At 69.3% G+C, this 20103-nt stretch carries 14 protein-coding genes; 5 read left to right on the top strand and 9 right to left on the bottom strand.

Annotated elements, in window-relative coordinates; genetic code table 11:
* Positions 1-32: 32 nt before the first annotated feature.
* The 3 genes from HUA74_RS08005 to HUA74_RS07995 all read left to right on the top strand — a co-directional run bounded on the left by HUA74_RS08005 (position 33) and on the right by HUA74_RS07995 (position 8874).
* Positions 33-356, top strand: a complete 324-nt coding sequence (locus HUA74_RS08005; RefSeq protein ID WP_141641356.1) for a helix-turn-helix domain-containing protein — start codon at positions 33-35, stop codon at positions 354-356.
* 49 nt (positions 357-405) lie between these two features.
* Positions 406-4602 carry an MG2 domain-containing protein gene (locus HUA74_RS08000; RefSeq protein ID WP_174454042.1) on the top strand — a complete coding sequence of 1399 codons (4197 nt, stop codon included), beginning with the start codon at positions 406-408 and terminating at the stop codon, positions 4600-4602.
* 213 nt (positions 4603-4815) lie between these two features.
* On the top strand, positions 4816-8874 hold the full coding sequence (locus HUA74_RS07995) for an MG2 domain-containing protein (RefSeq protein ID WP_174454041.1): 4059 nt from the start codon (positions 4816-4818) through the stop codon (positions 8872-8874).
* 28 nt (positions 8875-8902) lie between these two features.
* Here the strand turns inward: HUA74_RS07995 and HUA74_RS07990 are convergent, their stop codons facing one another.
* The 9 genes from HUA74_RS07990 to HUA74_RS07950 form a co-directional block, all read right to left on the bottom strand.
* Complete coding sequence (locus tag HUA74_RS07990; protein ID WP_174454040.1) at positions 8903-9631, bottom strand: 2OG-Fe dioxygenase family protein; 729 nt, start codon at positions 9629-9631, stop codon at positions 8903-8905.
* 139 nt (positions 9632-9770) lie between these two features.
* Positions 9771-10490 carry a double-CXXCG motif protein gene (locus tag HUA74_RS07985; RefSeq protein WP_174454039.1) on the bottom strand — a complete coding sequence of 240 codons (720 nt, stop codon included), beginning with the start codon at positions 10488-10490 and terminating at the stop codon, positions 9771-9773.
* A 4-nt stretch (positions 10491-10494) separates the two neighbouring features.
* Positions 10495-11163, bottom strand: coding sequence for a TIGR02269 family lipoprotein (locus tag HUA74_RS07980; protein ID WP_174454038.1), 669 nt, complete (start codon positions 11161-11163; stop codon positions 10495-10497).
* 46 nt (positions 11164-11209) lie between these two features.
* Positions 11210-12034, bottom strand: coding sequence for a c-type cytochrome (locus HUA74_RS45500; RefSeq protein ID WP_254624966.1), 825 nt, complete (start codon positions 12032-12034; stop codon positions 11210-11212).
* A gap of 15 nt (positions 12035-12049) precedes the next feature.
* Complete coding sequence (locus tag HUA74_RS07970) at positions 12050-13168, bottom strand: metallophosphoesterase (RefSeq protein ID WP_141641362.1); 1119 nt, start codon at positions 13166-13168, stop codon at positions 12050-12052.
* 13 nt (positions 13169-13181) lie between these two features.
* On the bottom strand, positions 13182-14495 hold the full coding sequence (locus tag HUA74_RS07965; protein ID WP_174454037.1) for a cytochrome-c peroxidase: 1314 nt from the start codon (positions 14493-14495) through the stop codon (positions 13182-13184).
* A gap of 194 nt (positions 14496-14689) precedes the next feature.
* On the bottom strand, positions 14690-16063 hold the full coding sequence (locus HUA74_RS07960; protein ID WP_174454036.1) for a DUF2156 domain-containing protein: 1374 nt from the start codon (positions 16061-16063) through the stop codon (positions 14690-14692).
* Between the two features lie 5 nt (positions 16064-16068).
* Entirely contained in the window at positions 16069-17943 is a 1875-nt protein-coding gene (locus HUA74_RS07955; RefSeq protein ID WP_174454035.1) for a chloride channel protein, read from the bottom strand.
* Positions 17930-18490, bottom strand: coding sequence for a MarR family winged helix-turn-helix transcriptional regulator (locus HUA74_RS07950; protein WP_254623611.1), 561 nt, complete (start codon positions 18488-18490; stop codon positions 17930-17932). The genes HUA74_RS07955 and HUA74_RS07950 overlap by 14 nt, the downstream gene beginning before the upstream one ends.
* A gap of 238 nt (positions 18491-18728) precedes the next feature.
* Between HUA74_RS07950 and HUA74_RS07945 the strand changes: the two genes are divergently transcribed.
* Together HUA74_RS07945 and HUA74_RS07940 are read left to right on the top strand one after the other, a co-directional pair.
* Complete coding sequence (locus HUA74_RS07945; protein ID WP_254624965.1) at positions 18729-19460, top strand: hypothetical protein; 732 nt, start codon at positions 18729-18731, stop codon at positions 19458-19460.
* The gene (locus tag HUA74_RS07940) at positions 19457-20044 is read left to right on the top strand and encodes a hypothetical protein (RefSeq protein ID WP_246137867.1); all 588 of its coding nucleotides are present in this window, start codon (positions 19457-19459) and stop codon (positions 20042-20044) included. The genes HUA74_RS07945 and HUA74_RS07940 overlap by 4 nt, the downstream gene beginning before the upstream one ends.
* Positions 20045-20103: the final 59 nt, after the last annotated feature.

The following is a 20103-nucleotide window of genomic DNA, read 5'->3' as shown; positions in this document are numbered from 1 at the left end:
ACCCACCTGGAGGTCAGCATGGAGCGACGACGATGAAGAACCTTCCCGAGGTTCCGGCCGAGCGGGCGCTGCGAGTGATTGGCGGGCGCTGGAAGCTGCATGTGCTGTGGCATCTGCTGGAGCACCGGCGCCGCCTGTCCGAGCTGCAGCGCCTCATCCCCGGCATCACCCAGAAGGTCCTGATTCAGCAACTCCGTGAGCTGGAGGCACACGGCGTGGTGAGCCGCGAGGTCTTCGCCGAAGTTCCGCCCCGCGTGGAGTACGAAGCGACACCCCTGGGCCTCACCCTGCGGCCCCTGCTCGAGTCCCTGTGCTCCTGGGGACGTCAGCACGCCCAGGCACGGGGAGCGCGCTGATCACCCCACCGTCCAGAACTTCCCACGCGGTCAGCCGTTCAGAGCCAACATGACCCTCCCTGTCCCGCGCCTCCTCGGGGTGCTCCGCGCCCTGGGCCTCGCCGCGTCAGTCCTGCTGGTGCCTGGCCTGGTGCTCGCCGCCCGCCCCAATGCTCCGTCTCCCGAGGGTCGCGACCGCCCCCTCACCTTCGTCTCCACCGACAAGCCCTTCTACCGCCCGGGAGAGTCCGTCCTGGTGCGCGGGCTCGTGCTCCAGGCCCTCACCCACAAGCCCATGACGGGCGGAGTGAACGCCGTCATCGAGGTTCGCGGCCCCCGGGGAGACCTCATCGCCCAGGGCCGGGTGTCCTCCCCTGAGACGGCCTGGGGCTACTCGTGGTCCATCCCCGCCGGACAGGCCGGTGGTGAGTACACCCTGCGCGTCAGCGACCCCTGGACGTCCGGAGCCCCGGTGGAGCGCAAGTTCGAGGTGCGTGCCTACCGCGCGCCCCGCCTGAAGACGCAGGTCCAGTTCCTCCGCGACGGCTACGGCCCCGGGGACACCGTCACCGCGACGCTCGACGTGACACGCGCCGAGGGCGGCGTGCCCGAGACGGCGAAGGTGTCCGCCACCGCGCTCGTCGACGGCGCCAGCGTGGCCGAGCAGACCTGCGCGGTGGACCCGCAGGGCCGCTGCACCGTCCGCTTCAACCTGCCGAAGGCCATGGAGCGCGGTGAAGGGACGCTGGCCTTCACCATCCAGGATGGCGGCGTGGTGGAGACGGCGGCGAAGACGATTCCCATCCTCCTCCAGACGCTGGACCTGGCGATGTACCCGGAGGGCGGTGAGCTGGTGGCGGGACTGACGTCGCGCGTGTACTTCGAGGCGCGCACTCCCGCGAGCAAGCCCGCGGACCTCACGGGCGTGGTGCTGGATACGAAGACGGGCAGGATTGTCGCCACCGTGCGCTCGGAGCACGAGGGCCGGGGCCGCTTCGAGCTCACCCCTCGCGCTGACACGAGCTACGCGCTGCGCATCGACTCACCGGCCGGCATCAAGAAGACCTTCCCGCTGCCCACCGTGAAGGCGACAGGCGCGGTCATCCGCGCGCGCGAGGATGTGATTGCGCCGGGCGGACTGGTGCGGCTCGTCGTGAGCAACACGGGCGTGGGCCGGACGTCGGTGACGCTGAGCCAGCGCGAGGTGCGCGTCGCCTCGGCGGTGCTCGACGCCGAGGACGAGAACCCCGTGACGCTGGACCCGGGCAAGGCGGATGGCGTGCTCATCGCCACGGTGTGGGACGCGGACGGGCGGCCCCTGGCGGAGCGACTGGTGTTCCGCCAGCCCGCGAAGGAAATCACCGTGGAGCTGAAGGCGGACCGCACCCGCTATGAGCCGGGCGCGCCCGTGGAGCTGACGGCGCGCACCCTGCGCGGCGGCGAGCCCGTCTCCGCGCTGGTGATGCTCACCGTCACCGACGACGCGGTGCTGCAGCTCCAGGAGAAGCGCGAGCAGGCACCGTCGCTGCCGGTGATGGTGCTGCTGGAGCACGAGGTGAAGGAGCTCGCCGACGCGCAGCTCTACTTCGACAAGACGAACCCGAAATCGCGCCTCGCGGTGGACCTGCTGCTGGGCACCCAGGGTTGGAGGCGCTTCGCGTTCATCCACCCGCGCACCTTCATGTCCAGCCACGGAGACGCGGCCCTGCGGACGCTCGCGATGCATGCGTCGCTGCGGTTGCCGGGCCTTCGAGACAAGGCGGACCGGAATCAACGCCTGCCCAAGGTCTCCAGGCGGTTCATGCGGGCCGAAGCGGCCCCGGAAGACGTGGAGATGGCGGAGGGCGCGGGCGATGGCCTGGCGTTCAGGGATGAAGACAGGGCCTTGAAGGGCGCGGTGGCTGCTCCCGCGGCCGCCGTGGCTCCCCCACCTCCTGCCCCTCCCGCGGCTGAGCCCGTTCTGGCCAGGGCGCCAGAGATGCAGGCTCCGGCGGACCTCAAGGTGGCGATGGAGGTCCTCGAGGCTCCCATCCAGGATGAGCAGCCCCGGAAGAAGAGGGCGCACGCCGGCCGTGGGATGGCGGCTCCGGTGTGGCAGGAGCCGGGGGTGCCCTCGTCGTTCATCTACCTGCGTGAGTACGCGCACGTGACGCGACCGGGCCGCAAGTCCGGGGACCGGGTGGACTTCGCGGAGACGCTCTACTGGAACGCGGGCGTGCGCACCGACGCGCGCACCGGCGAGGTCCGCGTGCGCTTCGCGACCAACGACTCCGTGACGACGTTCAAGGCCACGGCCGGCGCGGTGGGTGACGGGGGCGAGCTGGGCTCGGCCGTCGCGGAGCTGGAGTCCTCGCAGCCCTTCTACGTGGAGCCGAAGCTGCCGCTGGAGGTGACGTCGGGTGACGTCGTCCGTCTGCCGGTGGCGCTGGTGAACGGGACGGACGCCGCGCTGACGGGTGTCTCGCTGAAGGCGGAGCTGAAGGGCGACGTGAAGCTCAGCGGCAACCGGACCATGGACCTGGCGGCGAACGGGCGCGGACGACAACTGCTCTCCCTGGAGATTGGCCAGCAGTCGCAGCCGGTGGACCTGAAGCTCATCGCGAGCACGGGCAACTACACGGACACCGTCACCCGCACGCTGTCCATCAAGCCCCGAGGCTTCCCGGGCAGCGTGTCCTTCGGCGGGCTGATGTCCTCGAAGAAGCCGGCCACGCACACCATCACCCTCCCCGACAGCGTGCTGCCCGGCAGCGTCCGCGCGACCATCGCCCTGTACCCGGGCCCCGTGTCCAACCTGACCGAGTCGCTCGCGCGCCTCATCCGTGAGCCGAGCGGCTGCTTCGAGCAGACCAGCTCCACCACGTACCCCATGACGATGGCGCAGCAGTACTTCCAGACGCACACGGGGGTGAACCCGGAGCTGGTCGCCTCCGCTCGCGAGAAGCTGACGTCGGGCTACCAGCGACTGGTGGGCTTCGAGACGAAGGAGCAGGGCTACGAGTGGTTCGGCGAGGCCCCGGGCCACGAGGCCCTCACCGCCTTCGGCCTGCTCCACTTCACGGACTTGCAGCAGGTGCACAACGTGGACACGCAGATGCTGCTGCGCACGCGCGAATGGATGCTGAAGCAGCGCGACGGTCAGGGCGGCTTCAACCGCAAGCGCCGCGCGCTGCACGTCTGGGTGGAGGACCCCGACACCTCCAACGCCTACATCACCTGGGCGCTGCTGGAGAGCGCGCCCCAGAAGGCCGCCACGGCGAAGGAGCTGACGCGCGAGGTGGCCGCGGTGAAGCAGGCCGCGACGAAGAGCACCAACAGCTACGTCGTCGCCCTGGCGGCCAACGTGCTGTCGCTCGCGGGTGACAGCGCGTCGGCCCGGTCGCTGATGGGCAGGCTCGCGAAGCTCCAGCAGCAGAACGGCGTGGTGGGCGGCGGCACGCAGTCCATCGTCGGCAGCTCGGGGGACACGCTCGAAATCGAGACGACGGCGCTGTCCGTGCTCGCCTGGCTGCGCGAGCCGGAGTACCTGGCGAACGTGCAGCGCGCGATGAAGTACATGGCGGAGTCCAGCGACGGTGGCCGCTATGGCGCGACGCAGAGCACGGTGCTCGCGCTGCGCGCCATCATCGCCTACGACAAGGCCCACGCGGCCAACGTCTCCCCGGGACGGGTGCGCGTCTTCGTGGAGGGCCGTCCGGTGGGTGAGCCGGTCAGTTTCACGGGTGCTTCGCAGGAGGCGCTCAAGCTGCCGGACGTGAGCAAGCTGCTCGGCCCCGGTGGGCGCCAGTTGGAGCTGCGCATGGAGGATGGTTCGGAGCTGCCCTACACGGTGGAGGTCACCTTCAACGCGCTGGTGCCGGACAGCTCCAAGCAGACGCAGGTGTCGCTGGAGGTGGCCCTGGCGAAGCACGAGCTCATCGAGGGCGAGCCCACCGAGGCCCGCCTCATGGTCCTCAACCGCACCGGTCAGCACCTGCCGACGGCGGTCGCCATCTTCGGCGTGCCCGGTGGCCTGGAGGTGCGGCATGACCAGCTCAAGGAGCTGGTGAAGCGCAAGGTGGTGGATGCGTACGAGGTGCTGGGACGCGACGTCGTCCTGTACTGGCGGGGCATGGAGGCGAAGAAGCGCATCGACGTGCCGCTGTCCCTGGTGGCGTCGGTGCCCGGCACGTACACCGGTCCCGCGAGCCGCGCGTACCTGTACTACACCGACGAGCACAAGGTCTGGACCGAGGGCGTGAAGGTCACCATCGCCCCGAAATCCTGAGTCACTGAAGCCCGCGTGGAGCTTCCAGGGGGACGGCCTCGAAACACGGCCTCCTGGAAGCTTCTGCTGTTGCAGCAGAAACCCCGGAACAGAAACACCATGAGTGCGACTCCTGGTCGCCTCCGAGGTATCGTCGCGCGGAGTACGAGGAGCCACGGCCCCACGCGATGAGCCGGCGTGGAGCTTCCCACGGCGCCTGCGCACAGAGCCGACATGACCTTGTTCCGCTCGCTGAGTCTGGGAGTGCTCGCGGTACTCGCCGTCCTGGTGGGTCTCGCCACGACCTTCCCACGGGTGCCGGTGCTCCCCCGGAAGGAGTTCGTGGGGGGGCCCGGGGCCCGGCCAGAGGCGCTCACGGCCCAGGACCGGCCGTACACCTACGTGAGCCTCGACAAGCCGATGTACCGCCCGGGCGAGCAGGTCTTGATTCGCGGCCTCGTGCTCGAGGCCCTCAGCCGCAGGCCCCATGTCGCCTCCCGGCGCGGGCAAATCGAAATCACGGGGCCCCAGGGAACCATCGTCGGACGGGGCGAGGTGGAGACCTCGGACTCCGTCTGGGGCTACGCCTGGCCCATCCCTCGCGACCTGCCCGGCGGGGGATACACGCTCGTCGTCAACGACCCCTTTACGGGCACCGCCCAGGTGATGCGCAAGTTCGACGTGCGCGACTACCGTGCCCCCCGACTCAAGTCCCAGATTGCGTTCCTCCGCGACGGCTACGGCCCCGGCGACACCGTCACCGCCACCCTGGAGGTCCAACGCGCGGAGGGCGGCATCCCCGAGGGCGCCAAGGTCACCGCCACCGCGCTCGTCGACGGCAAGAGCGTCGCGGAGAAGCCCTGCGAGGTGGATGCCCAGGGCCACTGCACCGTGAGCTTCGAACTGCCCGAGGCCATCGAGCGCGGCGACGGCACGCTCTCCTTCACCCTCCAGGATGGTGGCGTGGTGGAGACGGCGGCCAAGACGATTCCCATCCTGCTCCAGACGCTCGACGTCGCCCTGTGTCCAGAGGGCGGAGACCTGGTCGCGGGGCTGACCTCGCGTGTCTACTTCGAGGCGAGGACGCCCATGCGCAAGCCCGCGGACCTGACGGGCGCGGTGGTGGACCTCGCGACGGGAAGGGAGGTCTCCGTCGTCCGCTCCGAGCATGAGGGCCGCGGACGCTTCGAACTCACACCCACCGCGGGCGTTCGCTATGCGCTGCGCGTCGACTCACCCGCCGGAATCAAGAAGACCTTCCCGCTGCCCGAGGTGAAGGCCACGGGCGCGGTCCTCCGAGCGAAGGACGAGGTCATCGCCGCTGGCCAGAAGGTGCGGCTCGCGGTGGACTCGGCGGGCGTGGGCCGCACGAAGGTGACCCTGAACCAGCGCGACGTGCGCGTCGCGGAGGCGACGCTGAGCGAAGACGGCGACGTGACACTGGAAGCCGGTGTTGCGGACGGCGTGCTCATCGCCACGGTGTGGACCGAGGATGGGCGCCCGCTCGCGGAGCGACTGCTGTTCCGCCAGCCCGCGAACGCACTCTCCATCGAGTTGAAGGCGGACCGCGCGCACCATGCGCCGGGCGACGAGGTGGAGCTCACCGCGCGCACGCTGCGCGACGGCAAGCCCGTCTCCGCGCTGGTGATGCTCACCGTCACCGACGACGCCGTCCTCCAGCTCCAGGAGAAGCGCGAGCACGCGCCCCTGCTTCCGGTGATGGTCCTGCTGGAGCCCGAGGTGAAGGAGCTCGCCGACGCGCACCTCTACCTCGACACCTCGAACCCCAAGTCCCCGCTCGCCACGGACCTGCTGCTCGGCACCCAGGGGTGGCGCCGCTTCGCGCTCGTTGATCCGCTCACCTTCATGGCGGACCACGACGAGGCCGCAAGGCGCGTACTCGCGGCCCACACCTCGCGACGATGGCCTCCCTCTCCTCTGGAAGCGGAGCTGCGACGCGGCAGGGGCACGCCCCCCGGCGCCAAGAAATGGAACAGGGGGTACTTCGACCCGAACGCCCAGAGGGACCTGCTCGCCTCGGCGTACCTGTTGATGGAGGGGAATGAGCGGCCGTTCGACCCGGCGCGCGGTAACCCCTTGGAGCTTCGCGACGCGCTGGCGAAATTCGAAGGCATGAAGGTCGTCGGCTTTTCGCGGGTACGGGACACCCTCGTGTATCAACGCGAGTACGCCCACCTCGCATCACCCGACCGGCAGAAAGGCGAGCGGAGGGACTTCGCGGAGACGCTCTACTGGAATGCGGGCGTGCGCACCGACGCAGCCACTGGAGAGGCGCGGGTGCGCTTCGCGATGAGCGACTCGGTGACGACGTTCAAGGCCTTCGCCGGGGCGGTGGACGTGGACGGCGCGCTCGGTGCATCCGTGGCCGAGCTGGAGTCCGTGCAGCCCTTCTACACGGAGCCGAAGCTGCCGCTCGAGGTCACCTCGGGTGACGTGGTGCGCCTGCCGGTGGCGCTGGTGAACGGGACAGACGCCACGCTGACGAACATCGCGGTGAAGGCGGAGGTGAGCGGTGACGTGAAGCTCACCGGGGACGTGCCTCGGGACCTCGCGGCGCGAGCGCGTGAGCGGCGGCTGCTCACGCTGGAGATTGGCCAGCAGTCCCAGCCCGTGGAGGTGAAGCTCACCACGAGCGCCGGCGGCCACACGGATATCGTCACCCGCACGCTGGCCATCCAGGCCCAGGGCTTCCCAGGACGCGAGTCCTTCGGCGGCGCGCTGTCGCGGACGCAGCCCGCGGTCCACACCCTCACCCTGCCAGACACGGTGGACCCCGCCAGCATCCGCGCGTCCGTCGTCGTGTACCCGGGCCCCCTGGCCAACATGACCGAGTCGTTCGCCCGTCTCATCCGCGAGCCGACCGGCTGCTTCGAGCAGACCAGCGCCACCACGTTCCCCATGACGATGGCGCTCCAATACTTTCAGCGGCACCCGGGAGCGCGGGCGGAGCTGGTGAAATCGGCGAAGGAGAAACTGGAGAAGGGCTATCAGCGGCTGCTGGGCTACGAGACGCCGGAGCAAGGCTTCGAGTGGTTCGGCAAGAGCCCCGCCCACGGAGGGCTGACAGCCTTCGCCCTGCTGAGCTTCACGGAGATGCGTCAGGTCATCGAAGTGGACGGGGCCATGCTGGCGCGCACGCGGAACTGGCTGCTGAAACAACGCGACGGGCGAGGCGGCTTCACACCTCCAGGAGACCAGGCGGACACCTCCAACGCCTACATCACCTGGGCCTTGCTGGAGAGCGCACCCCGGCCCGCCGACATGGCGCGGAACCTGGAGCGCGAGGTCGCCTTCGTGAAGAAGAGCGCGGCGAAGAGCTCCAACAGCTATGTGACGGCGCTGGCCGCCAATGTGCTGTCGCTCACCGGCGACCACGCGGGCGCGAAGGTGTTGATGGCCCAGCTCGCCAGACGTCAGGGGAAGACGGGCGAGGTCGAAGGGGGTTCGCAATCCGTCGTCGGCAGCACGGGGCAATCGCTGCTCATCGAGACGACGGCGCTGGCGATGCTGGCGTGGCTGCGAGAGCCCGCCTACCTCACGAATGCGCGGCAGGCGTTGAAGTTCCTCGCGCGCTCGAACGACGGCGGGCGCTTCGGGTCGACACAGGGCACGGTGCTCGCGCTGCGCGCCATCCTCGCCTACGACGTCCACGCCATGAAGCCGGCACCGGGCAAGGTGGGACTCTTCGTTGAGGACGTCCTGGTGGGCGAGCCCGTGAGCTTCGAGGCCTCCGCGCAGGAGACCCTCAAGCTGCCCGACATGAGCGGCCTGCTCGGCCCTGGAGGACGCCGGGTGGAGCTGCGCATGGAGGGGAGTTCGGAGCTGCCCTACTCGGTGGAGGTGACCTACAGCGCGCGGATGCCGCGCGACTCGGAGAAGAGCCTGGTCGCGTTGGAGGTGTCCCTGTCGAAGCAGCAGCTCACCGAGGGCGAGCCCATCGAGGCACGGCTCATGGTCCTCAACCGCACGAACCAGGCGCTGCCATCGACGATGGCCATCTTCGGCGTACCGGGCGGGCTGGAGGTGCGGCATGACCAGCTCAAGGAGCTATTGACGCGGGGACTGGTGGACGCCTACGAGGTGCGCGGTCGCGACGTCGTCTTCTACTGGCGCGGCCTCAAGCCCCGCATGCGCCTGGAAGTACCCCTGTCGCTGGTGGCCACCGTGCCCGGCACGTACACCGGCCCGCCGAGCCGCGCGTACCTGTACTACGCGGACGAGCACAAGGTCTGGGCCGAGGGCCTGAAGGTCTCCATCACTCCGAAGACCTGAGACCTCCGCGCGGCGGCCAGGGGAACCGTCAGGGCCCCTGGAAACCCTTCGCGCGGAAGGTGAGCACCAGCGTGTCACGGTGCCCCTGACCGTCCACGGGTTGAATCGGAGTGCTCTCGTGGATGACGCGCTCGTCGTCGAGCAGCAGCGCCGACCATGGCTCCGTCAGGGTGAAGCGGATGCCATTGGGGCCGGCGGCCTCGAACACGCGCGTCTCGCCGCCCTTGATGCCCTGGCGACCGACGAGCAGGACGACGACGAAGTCCACGCCGTCGCGATGCGCGCCCTCGGGCGTCGGGCGGCCGATGCCATCCGTCGTGTCGATGCGAAACTGGTGCGACTCCACGTACCAGGGTTGAGCGCCCTTCAGCGCGGAGCCGAGGGCCGCGAGCCGACTCAGCAGTTGGGGCCACTCGGGCCGCGAGACGACGGCGGGAGGCATCGGCTCGAACCAGCGCTCCAGGCCGCCGTGCAGCGCGTTGTACTCGACGGGCTGCCAGTGCGCGCGGTGGGGCACGGGGGTGACGGTGTCGCCGTCGACGATGAAACACGAGTGTCGACGCGAGCGATACCGGCCACCGTCGCGCAGGTAGCCGTCCGCCGGGAGGTCACCCCAGGTGGGCCGCCAGAGGTCCATCGTGGCGGCGGGGATGGCCACCAGCTCGGACAGGCCCGCGCGGTCCAGGACGGCGTAGCCCCTGTCTCGCAGGGTGGTGAGTGCATCAGAAGGAACGGAGATGGGCGGAGAGAAGCTCATGGGCGCGAGGACGACGTTGCTGGCGAGTCATCGTCCTTCCGGCCACCGTCGTCAACACTCGCGTCTCATGTGGGCTCGTCGGTCCTCCAAGCGAAATGCTCGGCGTGCTGGCGGGCGAGCGCGTCAGAAGCGCGTGAGGTCAGCGCACGGGCAGTTCGCGGAAGCTCAGTCCGTCCAGTTCGAGCTGTTCCACGGCGTCCTTGAAGCGCTGGGTGACGACGAGGACCATCGCGAAGTTCCTCAGTCGCATGAGGTCCAAATCCAGCGGGAGTGACGCCGCGTCGAGGACGGGCTCCTTGGGGAGACTGAAGCCATGTCGACCACACTTCGGACACGGAGGCTGCGTCGAGCGCGGGATGCAGTCAGGGTGCAGCAGACCGCGCGGTTCGACCGCCAGTTCCAGCAGCTCCTCGACATCCTTTGGCCGAAAGCGCAGCTCGGTGCTGACACCCTTCAGTCCCCTCAGTCCGGCGGCATGTAGACGCGCCAGCGCGTCCGGGCGGACGAGCACGACGTCCCCATACTGCTGCAGGAAGGCAGCGAAGGGTCCCCGCGCCGTTCCCACCAGGGGGCCGAACAAGGCGCCCGGCATCAATGGACTGTCTGGTGGCAACAAGGGCCGGAGCTGCTCGCGCAGCAGCTCGAACTCCTCGAAGTCCTTCTCCAGGTAAGCCTTCGCGAGATTCTTCGCCGCGGGATGGTTCGTCAGGTCCAGGGCGGGATAGTTGAAGCCCGTGCTGGCCCACGTCGCATGACAGTGAGGGCAGGTGACTCCCGGCAGCCCCCACTTGTGCCGGGCTTTGTACGTGCCCTTCTGCCGCTCGCCGTCACCCCGCTCCAGATGGAAGAAGCGCGTCATGGGCTCAGTAGTCGAGGGAAGGGCCCACGAGCAGGTGGTACGGCAGAATGGGTCCCACCAGGTCGAAGCGGATGATCATCTCCCGAGCGTATCGGTACATGTCCTCTTGGGTCGCCCCCGTGTGGTTATCACGGAACTTCCGCCATTCTCCATTCCAAGGTCCACCGCTGAATCCCTTGTGGATGCGGTGATGGGTGTCGATGTCGATGAGCATCGTCTCCTTGTGGATGTTGATGCCCTGCCGCTCGAGCCAGTCTTTGAACTCCTGGGGAAAGATGTGGTGCTTCTCGCGCGGCTTCGTCGCCAGCGCCTTCGCCATCTCCAGCAATCGCCTCTGACTGGGCAGCAGCTCCCGCCCGTACCAGCGAATGACGAAGACGGGCTGCACGTGCCCGGGAAGCCCCTGGACGTTGCCCCAGTTGCGCTGCGGTGAGCGCACCGCGCTCGGCGGCAGGACGAACGACGCACCCCGCGCCGGCACCACGCGGCCCCAGGACTCCACGTCCTCGCACCGATAGAGGCCACACGCCTCCTCCGCGCACAGGAACGTGACGCACGCGCCCTCCTCCAGCCGCGTGTACTCGTCCGGATACTCGTGCTCACTCGCGGGCGTCGGCGTCGTCGCGCACGACGACAGCCAGACACCCAACCAGCACCACAGCCACCGCTTCATGACGCCCCCCCGGGCAGACCTTCCACCCGAGGGGTCATATCAACAGCTACTTCTTCCCGTACTCCAGCTTCGTGCCCTTCCGCTGCGCGTAGATATACGCCTCCATCGCGCGCAACCTCGGGTCCCCATCCGCCAGCGGCTTGCCGCGCACCGGGTTCTCGATGCACCAGTTGATCATGTCCCGCAGCAGCGCCACGCGGCCCAGCTGCACCTGGTACTTCGGATAGGTCTCCGGATGCGTGTTCGACGCATCCGGGTGGCACATGTCACAGGACACCGCAATCGTCCCGCCCACCGCGTCCGCGTCGTGGAACACGCGGTGCCCCTCGTCCACGAACTGCTGCGTGGACGCCGCCCACACCGCCTCGTCCCGCTGCGTGAACGCGCCGTAGGAATGTCCGTCCTGGATGTTCACCCCCGCCTGCTTGCGGACCTCCTTGCCACCACTCTCCGCCGTCACCCCACCCTCGCGCACCGCCCCTCCCGTCGCGGGCTTCTGCGTCCCCATGGGCGGGTTCTTCTGCTGCGGCGCCTGCTTCTGTCCCTGCGCCACCACGGGCGGCGGCACCGGGTCCCAGTTCGCATCCGGGTTCTTCTTGCGCCACGCGTCCATCAGCTCGCCCGACACCCGCGCCGCCTGCGCGCGCGTCAGCTTCTGCCCCTCCTTGACGCCCTTCACCTCCAGGGACGTCTCCCCGTCACACATCCCCACCACCAGGTTGCCGTCCTTCGACACCGGCACCTGATGCCGCGGCAACTCCTTCGTCTGAAGGGCCTCGGGACGCGGCGCGGGACTCGTGGCCAATGCCACGCCCCCCGCGAAGGACAGCAGCGCTCCCGCTCCCACCCACAGCTTCATCCGGTAGGTCATCGTGTCCCCTCGCGCTCAGTAGCTCGGAAGCTTCGTCCGGGGCGGCGCATCCTGCTTCCCACCCGACGCGAGGTAGCTCCCGCGCACGGTGATGGGATTGCGCTCCCAGAGGTTGTACAGCTTGTCCACCAACCCCGACTCCAGCACGTCCACCCGCCCATCCCCGCAGCCGTCGAACTGGCTGAACGGGTCCGGCCGATTCATCTGCACCGTGAGCTGCGGCAACCCCTCCGGCGCATACGGCCACGGCCACGCCGTGGACAACATCCCGTGGAACTGGATGTTGTCGATGCGGTTCGTCAACAACTGGTGCGTGTGTCCATGAATCACGGTGACACGCTCGAAGGGCTTGAGCAGCGCCTGCACCTCGTCCGCGTCGTCCGTCCAGAAGTTCCAGGGCCGGTAGTACTTGTAGAGCGGCGAGTGGCTGAAGACGATGACCGGCGTCTTCTTGTCCACCTTCGCCAGGTCCTGCTTCATCCACGCGCGCTGCTCACCGCCCACCTCGAAGCGCGACTGGATGCCATTGTCCAACCCGGCGACAATCTTCATCCGCTCCATCGGCGTGAGCTTCCGCTCCGTCCAGAAGTCCTTCTCCAGAATCGAGTTGAGCACCACGAAGTGCACGCCCTTGTGGTCGAACGAGTAGTTCGGCGCGCCGAACAAGTCCCGCCACAGCTCCCCCATGTCGAGGAACCAGTCGTGCTCGCCCACCATCATCCGCACGGGCGCCTTCACGCTCTTGAGAATCTGCGCCCCCAGCTTCAGCTCTCCCGCCTGCCCCAGCTGCGCCAGGTCCCCACCGAACAACACGAAGTCCGGCTGCGGGTCCAACCCGTTGACGTCATCCACCGCCTTCAGGATGGAGCGCACGAAGCGGTCATTCAGCTTCTGCTCGTACAGGTGCGTGTCGGAGATGTACGCGAAGGTGAAGCGCGGCTTCGTCCCCTGAGCCTCCGCCACGTTGACCAGCTGGAAGCTCTGCGGCGTCCTCAGGCCCATCCCCGCGACGATGCCCGCGGACATGCCCGCCACCCGCAGGAAGGCCCGCCGGTCCAACCGCTTCAGGCCCTCGAAGAAGGCGTCGCGTTCCTCATAGTGCTTCGTCTCGATGCTTCGGAACTTGTTCCCCATGGACGGCGCCTCCTCAGGGCTGCTTCGTCGAAGCGGGTTTGGGCAGCGTCTCGGTGCCGTACACACCGATGTCCGCCGGGTTCTTCACCGACAGGTCCGGATTGGGCGCCAGGTCTCCCAGGTTGCCCTTCTTCCCCAGCGCCACCGCCGTGTCCCGCTCCGGCCGCTGGCCCTTGCGCGCGCGCTGCCGCGCCAGCTCCTGACCATTGAACTTCGTGAAGCGCTCGTCGGTCAGCGTGAAGACGAAGGCCACCAGGTCATCGATTTCGGGCTCCGTCAGCCCCAGTCGCTGCATGCCTCCGTCCAGGTAGGGATTGGCCACTCCCCCCTTGTTGTAGTGGTCCATCACGTCCCACAGCGTCGTCAACGAGCCGTCGTGCATGTACGGCCCGGTGATTCCGACGTTGCGCAGCGTGGGCGTCTTGAACGCGCCCACGTCGTTCTCCTGCTTCGTCACCAGGAAGCGCCCCAGCTCGGAGAAGCGCGTCTGCAGCGCCAGTTCGTCAATCTGCCGCTCGTCGCCCAGCCGGACGACCTTCACACCCTCGCGCGCCAGCTGCGGGAAGTCCTGCTTGTGCGCGGCGACGCCGATGTTGTGGAACTTCTGGTCGCTGAACAGCGGCGACACCGCGTTGCCCGCGTGACAGGCGTTGCACCGCGCCTTGCCGTTGAAGAGGGCCCAGCCCCGTCGCTCCGACGCGTTGAGCGCGTTCGTCTCGCCGTGGATGAAGCGGTCGAAGCGCGCGTTGCCGGAGAACTGCGTGCGTTCGAAGGCGGCGATGGCGGACGCCAGGTCGTCGTAGGTGATGTCCCGCTTGAAGACAGCCTGGAAGGCGGTGACGTACTCGGGAATCCCCCGCAGCTTGGTCACCACCGCCTCCGGCGAGGGCATGGCCATCTCAATCGGATTCAGGATGGGCAGCTTCGCCTGGTCCTCCAGCGTGGACGAGCGCCCGTCCCAGAACTGAGAGGCATTGAAGAGGGCGTTGAGCACCGTGGGGCTGTTGCGCATGCCCTTCTGGCCCTTCACGCCTTCGGCCACCGGCTTGCCGTCCGTGAAGCCCTTGTTCGGGTCATGGCAGGTGGCGCAGGACGTGCTGTCATCCAGGGACAGCCGTTTGTCGTTGAAGAGCTTCTCCCCCAGCGCCACCCGCTCGGGCGTCGGCGCCGCGCTCGCGGGCACCGACAGCTTCCACAACACGGCCGACACTCCCGAAGGCAACGGCGAGGGTGGCGGAGCCGAGCTCTGTGTTTCGGGCGCGGCGTGGCTCTCATGGACCCACAGCAACACGGCGAGCGACAGGGCAACGCCGGACGGCGTTCGCATGGTCACCCCTCCCAACCGACGACGGATGACGCCGCGAGAAAGTCACGGCGCCCGAGGCCGGAACAGCTCTTTCCAGAAAACAGCATTGCCCTCGCCTTGCGGTCCAGGAGACGCGAGGAGGAGTGTCCACCTGTGTAAACCCAGGGGGTCCGCGGGACAGGTGAGATGTTGAGTCGTGGAGAAAGCGCGGTGCGTCAGCGCGCGGGCAGGCGGAAGTCGCGCGCGCGGACGAGCAGCCCGGAGGCGGTGGCGGGCGCCAGCACCGCGGCGGTGATGACGAGCCAGTCCACGGGCCCTCGCGCTCGCACCGCGTTGTAGGTGGCGGCCTGCACGAAGGTGAGGCACGCATCCGCGGCGGTGAGGCACACCAGCGCGGTGGCCAGTCCGTCTCGCCACCGGCGCACCAGCGAGAAGAGTCCCGCCGCCAGCCCCACGTCGAACAACACCCAGCCCCACTGCACGCGCGCCGAGGGAAACCAGCGCGTGGTGGCGGGCAGCGCCAGGAGCGCCGTCCAGGGCAGCAGCAACACCGCCAGCCCATGCACCAGCAACCGGGGCCGCCGCAGCAACGTCGCCACGCCGAAGCGCACCAGGCTGCCGCGCGCGAAGGCGCGGAGCGCGTCATACACGGCGAAGAAACCACCGCCAGGCTCGGGGTACGCGAGGTGGAGTGGCACCCACGCGTCCGGACGGAACTTCGCCTTGAAGGCGCGCAGACCCTCGAAGTCGAACAGCGGCTTGCCGCACGCACGCGCCAGTCGCAGCCACGGCCGCACCGGGCCCGACAGCGGCGCAAGTCCCAGCGTCACGTAGCGACGGCCCTCGGCGGCGGCGGCGCGCATCGCCGCGTCCACCAGGGCCTCGGCGGTGCCGTTGGGCGACTCGGGGTCTCTCACCAGGTCCTGGAGGAACCAGCCGTCCCGCGCATACACGGGAGACACGAGCAGGATGCCCACCAGTTCGCCCTTCACCTCCGCCGCGAAGGCACGGCGCTCCCGCGCGAAGGCATCCGGACGCAGCTGCACCAGGAAGCCCATGGGCGCCATGCGACGCGACGCCAGCCAGCGCTTCCTCAGGCGCTCCAACGCCTGACGCGTGGGATGCTCGGACTCCTCCAACACCTGCGCGGGGAGCTCCCGCACCACGACGCCATGCGAGCGCGCGCGGCGAAGCTGCTCGCGCAGACTCCGACTGCCGCGCACCACCGACTCCCAACGCGACGGCTCCCACACGGGCTGCTCGCCAATGGAGAGCGACTCCATGGGCACCCACTCCGTGAAGCGCGGCTCCGTTGCGAAGAAACACACGCGCCGGCCCGCCTGTCGCGCCGCGGCCTGGAAGCCCTCCACCGCGCGAGGCAGGGACTCCGGCGCGGTGATGGGCGCACCCGCCGCCACCCACGCGCCGCCCGTGTCCACGTACGCGACGAAGGCGTCCCCCGCCGGGTCGAACCAGTAGCGGAAGCCCGGCATCAGCACCTGGAAGGACGTGGCGTTCCACCCGAACCGGCGCAGCAGCTCCAGTGCCCGCTCGCGCTCCTGTGTTCCCGCCTCGCCGTCCACGTGCACGTGCTTCAGGCTCCTCGGGCCGGCAACGGCCCACCCAGTCCACGCTCCCTGCGCCGCGAGTTCTCCAGCCGCCGCCGATGCGCGCCCAGCAGGTCGCTCCGGGTGATGATGCCCACGACGCTCGAAGGAGTCTCACGCCGGACCACCGGAAGGCGACCCACGCCCTCCTCCACCATGAGGTCCGCCGCCTCGCGCAGTGAGCTGTCCTCATACGCCACCGACGGAGGACGCCTCACCACGTCCCGCACACGCCGCCCCTCGGGCGCTTGCCCGTCCACCAGGTCCCTGCGCGTGACGACGCCCAGCAGGGCGCCCTCCTTCACCACCGGGAAGCCCTGGTGACGGGTGCCCGCCGCGTCCGACAGCAGCCACGCGCGGACCGACTCCAAGGATTGGTCCGCGTCCAGGGTCACCACGGGCTTGAGCCCCACCTCGCGCACCAACACCTGCCCCAGCGCATCCACGCCGTACTCGGTGAGGACCCGCCCGCCGCGCCGCGCCAGCTTCTCCGTCATGATGGAGTGGCGCATCAACAGCGCCGACACCAGATAGGCCGCCGCGCAGCCGCCCAGCAGGGGCAACAACCCCAAGGGCTGGCGCGTCGTCTCGAAGGCGAACACCACCGACGCCAGCAACGCGCGCGAAGCCCCCGCGAAGATGGCCGCCATGCCCACCAGCGCGGCCACGCGAAGGTCCACGCCCAGCCCGGGCGCAAGCCGCATCGCCAGCAGTCCCAGCCCCGAGCCCAGTCCACCGCCCAGGGTGAACAGCGGCGCCAGCGTTCCGCCGGAGGTGCCGCTGCCCAGCGCCACGGACCAGGACACGAACTTCAGCGCGCAGAACACGAGCATGGCCGTGCCCACGAAGCGCCCGGAGAGGATGTCCTCGATGTTGGTGTAGCCCACGCCGAGCGTGCGCGGAGACCACCAGCCCACCACCCCCACCACGAGCCCCCCGAGCGCCGGCCACCACATCCAGTGCACGGGCAGCTGCTCGAACGCATCCTCGATGGCGTACACGGCGCGGGTGGCCAGCGTGGACGCCAGGCCCACCACCGCGCCCAGCACGATGTAGAACGCCAGCGCCGCGCCGCCCGGCAGCGCCAGCTCCGGCATCGCGAAGGCAGGAGCGCTCCCCTCGAAGGCCAGCCGCACACCGGTGGCCGTGGCCGTGGCCAGCGCCACCGGGATGACCGAGCGCGGGCGGTACTCGAACAACAACAACTCCACCGCCAGCAGCACCGCGGAGACAGGCGCGCCGAAGGTCGCCGCCATGCCCGCCGCCGCGCCCGCGGCCAGGAGCGCCTTGCGCTCATCCGCCGTGACGCGCAGCACCTGCCCCAGCAAGGAGCCCAGCGCGCCCCCCGTGGCGATGATGGGCCCCTCCGCGCCGAACGGTCCTCCCGTGCCGATGGCCACCGCCGCCGACAGCGGCTTGAGGAACGTCATCCGAGGTGGAATCCGGCTCTGGTTGTAGAGCACCTGCTCCATCGCCTCGGGGATGCCGTGGCCCCGGATGGCCCGTGAGCCATAACGCGCCATCACCCCGACGATGAGCGAGCCCACCACCGGCACCACGATGACCCACGCGCCCAGCGAGTGATTCACCGGGGAGACCTCCGCGGTGGAGAACCGGCCGAAGAAGGCGATGTTCGTGAAGAGGTGGATGAGCGCGCCCAGCCCCTGGGCCACCAGTCCCGCCGCCACGGCCAAAACCACCGCGAGGGCGCTGATGAAGACCACCCTCCGGTCCACCACGTCCACCGTCGCGGGCGCGCGCATGCCCGCGAGCGTGGGGCCCATGGACGGCGCCACCGGCAGCCTCGCGCGAGCCTCCTCTCCCTGCCCCGCCTCCACTCGACTCGCTTCAGGCCGCTCCATGAGACTTCTCCTTCTTGTTCTTGCGGGGCGTCTTCTTCATCGCGCGGGCCCGGCCAGGAGAGGGCTCGTCCTCGAAGAAGAGCGGCGCCTCGTTTCCCTCCAGCCCCAGCTCTCTCACCAGGGCGGACAGCCCCTGGGCCAGCCCTTCGCGCGCGCCAGGCTCCAGCCGTCGAAGCCCGGTGATGAGCCGGGCCTGCGCCATCGCGGGTGTCTCGCGCAGCAAGGCGCGCCCCGCGGGTGAGAGCGCCACCTCCACCCGGCGACCGTCTTCCGCCGAGGGGCGCCGCGTGGCCAGCCCTCGCTCCAGCAGCCGCGCCACCACCACCGATACGCTGCTCTGGTGCGTGAGCGTCCGCTCGGCCAGGGCGTTGATGGAGCAGGGCCCCGCCTCCGCGAGCTGCTGGAGCACGAAGAGCTGCGCTCCGCTGATGCCCACCAGTCGCTCTGAGGCCCTCGCGGAGACCCTCAGCAGCCGCACGATTCGGCGGATGCCGTCCATCACCTCGCGCACGTCTTCGCCGCTGGTCCGATTTATATGGGAGCCCATTGAATTGAGCGGAACGTACGGTCCACGGCTCGCGTCCGCAATGAGAAAGGCGGGTGGACGCGCACCGGCCGACCTGGCTGCCGGAGGGTCGCCTCCTCCCGGATGAGACGAAGCTCCGGGCAGGTCGCGAATGACCGCGTGAAACATCTGTCGACAGTTCACCAACTTGGGCGACGCACGAGTCGACGCGGTGAAGCGACACGCTAGACACGGGGCCCCTTTCACAGGAGCTCCCGGCTTGAGTCCTTCCAGACGTCCCGGCGCACCAGGTGGCGCCAGGTACATCCTGCCCTGCATCCTCGCCGTCCTGCTGCTCTCCACGCCGTCTTCCGCCGAGCCGCCCCCAGGCGTGCGCACCAACACCGCGCGACTGATGGGAACGGACGCGGCCGAGGTCATCGACGCGCCGGTGCTGGGACTCCAGCGCGGCGCGCTGCCGCTCTTCGCGGGGCTGGTGGTGGACACCTCCGTCTTCGCGGACGTGATGCTCGCGCCCAACGTGGGGTTGCGCTGGGCGGTGGCGGCGGGCCCGCACCGCGTGGTGCTGGGCGCGCGCTACACGCACTTCATCGGCGGCTCCGTCTACTCGGACATCGTCGAGTCGGAGACGCCCTCCCTCCAGCGCTTCGAGCCGGAGTTGAGCGGCCCCTCCGTCTACGGCGTCTATGGCCTGGTGCTCGGTCCGCTGCTCGTGCAGGGCGAGGCCCGCTACGCGCGCTACACCTCCGACTACCTCTCCTTCACGGGCGGGGCCGCCCTCAACTTCGCGGGCCCCTGGTCCGTGGTGGGCGAGGCCGGCGTGCGCGTGAAGGGCGGCGCGACCTTCCGTGCCGCCGCGGGCATCCGCTACGGCGGAGAGAATCTCGGCTTCGGGCTCGGCGCCACCTATGTGGACCTGAGCGACCCAGCCGTTCCGGGCGAGGAACTGCCCGTCCTTCCCGTCCTCGACCTCTCCTGGACCTTCCGATGATGACCCGCGCCCTGCTGGCTTCGTGCTTCCTGTTCCTGTCCGGCTGCTCGGCGGAAATCGCCATCGCGACAGAGCCCTTCGACGTGAGGGTGCCCGTCACCTCCGTCCTCCAACCCGTCTACGCGGAGGTGGCGTTGGACCTGCCCGAGGAGTCGGTGAACACCGAGGACCTGGACCTCGTGGTGGAGCAGGTCGCCGCCACGCTCGAGGTCGTCAATCCGTCCTCGTCGCTGACGCTGCGCACGGCCATGCGCCTGTCCTTCACCGGGCAGGCCACGCCGGAGGACCCGGTCTTCTACACGGACCTGAACCGACCGGCGTACTACGCGCAGGCGGCGGAGGTCCTCCCCTCGCGCAACTTCGCCCCCACCACCCGCACGGCGGTGCGCATCGACAGTCCCGCGCTGAAGGACGCCGTGGGACGCAGACGCGTCTGGTTCATCGTCAGCAACACCGTGGTGCGCGGGGACCTCGGCACGCCGCAGCTCCCCGTGGAAATCCTCCTCGAGGACATCGTCTTCCAGGCCGTGCTCACCAAGCCCTTCCCGGGACTGGGCGGCGCGCTGGAGGTCGGAGGACTCTAGGAGGAACCCCGAACCACCCCGCGTGGACGTCGACACTTCCCTGAGATGGAAGCGCCCTG

Origin of the sequence: Myxococcus sp. CA051A (assembly GCF_013336705.1) — a bacterium.
GTDB lineage: Bacteria > Myxococcota > Myxococcia > Myxococcales > Myxococcaceae > Myxococcus > Myxococcus llanfairpwllgwyngyllgogerychwyrndrobwllllantysiliogogogochensis.
Note: the sequence above shows the minus strand (reverse complement) of the source record. Positions and strands in the feature narration are given on the sequence as shown.

Coding starts and splice junctions, on each gene's coding strand:
- HUA74_RS07955 (WP_174454035.1), bottom strand. CDS start 17,943: ATGGAGCGGCCTGAAGCGAGTCGAGTGGAGGCGGGGCAGGGAGAGGAG.
- HUA74_RS07950 (WP_254623611.1), bottom strand. CDS start 18,490: ATGGGCTCCCATATAAATCGGACCAGCGGCGAAGACGTGCGCGAGGTG.
- HUA74_RS07995 (WP_174454041.1), top strand. CDS start 4,816: ATGACCTTGTTCCGCTCGCTGAGTCTGGGAGTGCTCGCGGTACTCGCC.
- HUA74_RS07990 (WP_174454040.1), bottom strand. CDS start 9,631: ATGAGCTTCTCTCCGCCCATCTCCGTTCCTTCTGATGCACTCACCACC.
- HUA74_RS08000 (WP_174454042.1), top strand. CDS start 406: ATGACCCTCCCTGTCCCGCGCCTCCTCGGGGTGCTCCGCGCCCTGGGC.
- HUA74_RS07965 (WP_174454037.1), bottom strand. CDS start 14,495: ATGCGAACGCCGTCCGGCGTTGCCCTGTCGCTCGCCGTGTTGCTGTGG.
- HUA74_RS07980 (WP_174454038.1), bottom strand. CDS start 11,163: ATGAAGCGGTGGCTGTGGTGCTGGTTGGGTGTCTGGCTGTCGTCGTGC.
- HUA74_RS07985 (WP_174454039.1), bottom strand. CDS start 10,490: ATGACGCGCTTCTTCCATCTGGAGCGGGGTGACGGCGAGCGGCAGAAG.
- HUA74_RS08005 (WP_141641356.1), top strand. CDS start 33: ATGAAGAACCTTCCCGAGGTTCCGGCCGAGCGGGCGCTGCGAGTGATT.
- HUA74_RS07940 (WP_246137867.1), top strand. CDS start 19,457: ATGATGACCCGCGCCCTGCTGGCTTCGTGCTTCCTGTTCCTGTCCGGC.
- HUA74_RS45500 (WP_254624966.1), bottom strand. CDS start 12,034: ATGACCTACCGGATGAAGCTGTGGGTGGGAGCGGGAGCGCTGCTGTCC.
- HUA74_RS07970 (WP_141641362.1), bottom strand. CDS start 13,168: ATGGGGAACAAGTTCCGAAGCATCGAGACGAAGCACTATGAGGAACGC.